This window comes from Planktotalea frisia (genome assembly GCF_001890925.1).
In the GTDB taxonomy this organism is placed as follows: Bacteria; Pseudomonadota; Alphaproteobacteria; order Rhodobacterales; family Rhodobacteraceae; genus Planktotalea; species Planktotalea frisia.
Genome location: NZ_MLCB01000094.1, coordinates 1 through 3,246 on the forward strand (window position 1 = coordinate 1; position 3,246 = coordinate 3,246).

The 3,246-nt window shown below is 53.9% G+C and carries 4 protein-coding genes; 2 read left to right on the top strand and 2 right to left on the bottom strand.

What is annotated here, in order from left to right:
• Positions 1–124: 124 nt before the first annotated feature.
• The gene (locus PFRI_RS06345) at positions 125–793 is read left to right on the top strand and encodes a L,D-transpeptidase (RefSeq protein WP_072629867.1); all 669 of its coding nucleotides are present in this window, start codon (positions 125–127) and stop codon (positions 791–793) included.
• 64 nt (positions 794–857) lie between these two features.
• Here PFRI_RS06345 and PFRI_RS06350 read toward each other — a convergent pair whose 3' ends face one another.
• Complete coding sequence (locus PFRI_RS06350) at positions 858–1,133, bottom strand: hypothetical protein (protein WP_072629868.1); 276 nt, start codon at positions 1,131–1,133, stop codon at positions 858–860.
• 260 nt (positions 1,134–1,393) lie between these two features.
• Between PFRI_RS06350 and PFRI_RS06355 the strand changes: the two genes are divergently transcribed.
• Positions 1,394–2,011: a TIGR02466 family protein gene (locus tag PFRI_RS06355; protein WP_072629869.1), complete on the top strand. Its 618-nt coding sequence runs from the start codon at positions 1,394–1,396 to the stop codon at positions 2,009–2,011.
• A gap of 58 nt (positions 2,012–2,069) precedes the next feature.
• Here PFRI_RS06355 and PFRI_RS06360 read toward each other — a convergent pair whose 3' ends face one another.
• Entirely contained in the window at positions 2,070–3,149 is a 1,080-nt protein-coding gene (locus PFRI_RS06360) for a calcium-binding protein (protein WP_072629870.1), read from the bottom strand.
• Between the last annotated feature and the right edge of the window lie 97 nt (positions 3,150–3,246).

Consider the following 3,246-nt stretch of genomic DNA (forward strand, 5'->3'; position numbering starts at 1 on the left):
CGGATCATGCGGTTAGCTGAATCGTTCTACGGTCAGACGTCAACCCGTCAAAAGTCGGGTGCTCGAGGACTCTGTGTATAATAAATCATAGTTGAAAATTTCCGCCCCATAGGAGTGCACTGTAATGCTCACCCGTCGCCATTTCACAGTTTCCGCAGCCGCGCTGTTCTCGCAGCCGATTGTCAGCACAATTGCCAGCGCACGCCCGACGTCGGACAAATCCAACTGGGATGCTTGGGATGCGCGGATCACACCCGCGGATTACGACCCCGCGACGTCGAACCCTTGGGGCTTGCACCGTCGTTTCCTACCGCAGCGGGTTCAAGCGAACGCTGGTTTGAAACCGGGCGATATCCACGTAGATGCCGTTGCGCGCTACCTTTATCATATTGAAGAGGGCGGAACAGCGATGCGCTACGGCGTGGCAATTGCAAAGGGCAACCTATATGAGCCGGGCGTTTACACGATCAAACGCAAAACAAAATGGCCCACTTGGACACCAACGCCTGCGATGATCGAGCGAGAGCCGGATCAATACAAGCAGCACGAAGACGGCATGAATGCTGGTCCATCAAACCCACTCGGTTCGCGCGCGCTTTATCTTTTTGTGGGCAATCGCGACACTTATCTGCGTATTCATGGATCGCCGAATCCACGCTCCATCGGTGGGCGTGCGAGTTCTGGCTGTGTGCGCATGGTCATGGCGCATATCAACGGGCTGTATGACAACGTCTCAACAGGCGTTAGCGCGCATCTGCATGCCGCCGAAGAGCATGTGACAGCGCGCACCTAAAACTTCAAAAGCCTCCCTCAATAAAATGGGGAGGCTTTTCACTGAACTCATAAAAAATCAAAAATTAAGCGTCAACGCGCGTGCAGATTGGGCGACCATTGCTTGCACGTAGAGGCAGCATCGTGTTCTCGACTGGTCCAACGTGCTGATAGGTGTAGCAGCCATCGACAGGATCAATAAGCAATGCATTCAGGTTCTGGCCCGGTGCTGCGATCTCTAGGATGCTTTCCGGCACTTCAGCGATAAACGGACTTGGCACGCTGCCGCCGGCGGTGCTGATGTCTTGGCATGCCGCAAGCAAAGGTAGTGCCGTCAAGATGAATACACGGTTCAGTGTCATTGATGTTGTCTCCCCAGTTCTTGCGCGCGAAGATGCGCGAATTTTTCGCAAGTGACCAGAGCAAAGGTAAATCAAGCACTCATGTTTGTTGCTCAATTGTGCTGAGCGCGCCAAAAATACTGGGCTCTCACCTGCCCAGATAGATCAGGCATGACCATATCCGTACCTGCGAGTTGGCCCCTTAAATCACAGCATTGAATGAGTTGGGCGTGTTGGGCTAAACACGCTCCAACCTGCGCCAAGCGCTAACGGAGGTGGCTATGCCCCAAATCGATTCTCTCTTTGTGACCCGCTTGTACCGCGCGGCGTTATCCGAGCACGCCGTAATTTCCGCCGAAGAGCTTGAAGCGTCCTGTTTCGCGATTGCGAGTGACGATGAAGCGGGGCAGCAGTGGTGCGAAGACAATGATTTTCCGGGCTACACATCTTATGCGTCGCTCAGTGATCTGCCGTGGCGCTTTCCAATCTTTGCGGACCTCGTGAAAGCTCTCGATGCGCATGTGGCGGCATTTGTTGAGGATGCCCAGTTTGATCTGGATGGCCGTGAACTAAAGCTTGAGGATATCTGGATCAATATTTTACCAGAGGGCGGCATCCACACATCGCACATTCATCCTCATTCGGTGATCAGTGGCACGACGTATGTTTCGATGCCCAAAGATGCCAGCGCGATCAAATTTGAAGACCCCCGCAGTCAGATGTTGATGGCGTCACCGACGCGTTTGAAAGACGCGCGGCAAGAACTCAAGACGTTTGTTTATGTCGAACCTGTGGTCGGGGATGTGCTGCTTTGGGAAAGCTGGCTACGTCACGAAGTGCCGATGAACATGGCCGAGGACGAGCGCGTGTCCGTGAGTTTTAATTATTCTTGGAACTAACGCGGTGGGAGGGTGTGGCGCGCAGACACGCACCCTACTTAGATTTGTTAACACCGGGCTAGGTTACGGCTTCTGCCATCGTATCTTCCGCAGCGGCAGGTTCGACAAAGACGATATTCTCGATCGTCAGCGTATCAGCACCATGCACAAAAAAAGATGTCTCAAATGGCATGACCGTATCGGTGCCATCAAAGACCAATGTGACTTCGGTAAACGGACCAAACTCTGCTTCGCCATCTTCACGCGTGAAGGTGACATCGCTTGGCTCGCGATCCTCGGCACCTTCTGGGCGCGATAATTCGATCTGAAGGATGTCCTCGGCCGCGTCGAAATCAAGAATGCGAATGCCTGTGCTCGACTCTGCTGTCGTCGGACCGTCCACCACAAGAGGTTCGTCTTCGATTTCAAGCTCAAGGGTAAAGGTATCTGCGCCGGCTCCACCAGACGCGCGCACAAGCTCGCCCTCATCGTTGAACGCACGAATACCGCTTTCGATTGTGATGACATCGTCGCCGTCACCTGCAAGGACCGTGGTCTCGCCTGTGTCACCTTCAAAGGGAAAATCGAGCCCTACTGTGATGCTGTCATTGCCTGCTTCACCCTCAAGAAGGCTTTCTTCATTACCAGACAGCACATCGTCACCGACGCCACCATTCAGCGTCGCATTCCCTGCCAAACCTTCCAGCGTGTCGTTGCCGTCACCACCATTCACCGTCAGAGCGTCCAAGCTGACCTGAGCGAGGTCATTGCCAGCACCAAGGTCAATCTGTGTCGTGCCAAGCACTTCGGCGACCTCATCATCTGGATCACCCAAAAGCGTGTCATCGCCTGCACCCCCGCTGATCGTCGTGTCGCCGTTATACTCCAGTGCAAGACCGACAACAGGCGGTACAACGACCACTTCCGGCGTCTCTTCTGGAACGACGGTGTCAACCACAGGCTCTTCTGCCACAACTGGCTCTTCTGTCACGACAGGCGTTTCTTCTTCTGCGGGTTCTGGCAAAGGGGTGACGGGATCAGGCTCCATCGTATCTTCTTCAGGTTCACTCGTGTCATCCGTCGTTGTGTCTGCCATGCTGCCAAAAGCACCAAGCGCAGAGCCCAACATCAAAGCCGCCATCAAAGTTACAACCCACATAAATTCATTCCTTATACACAGTTTAACGTCAGCATGGCGCTCTGAAGTGGTCCGGCAAAACTGGACAGCGTGCTAAGATGTATCCAACCTTGAAGAC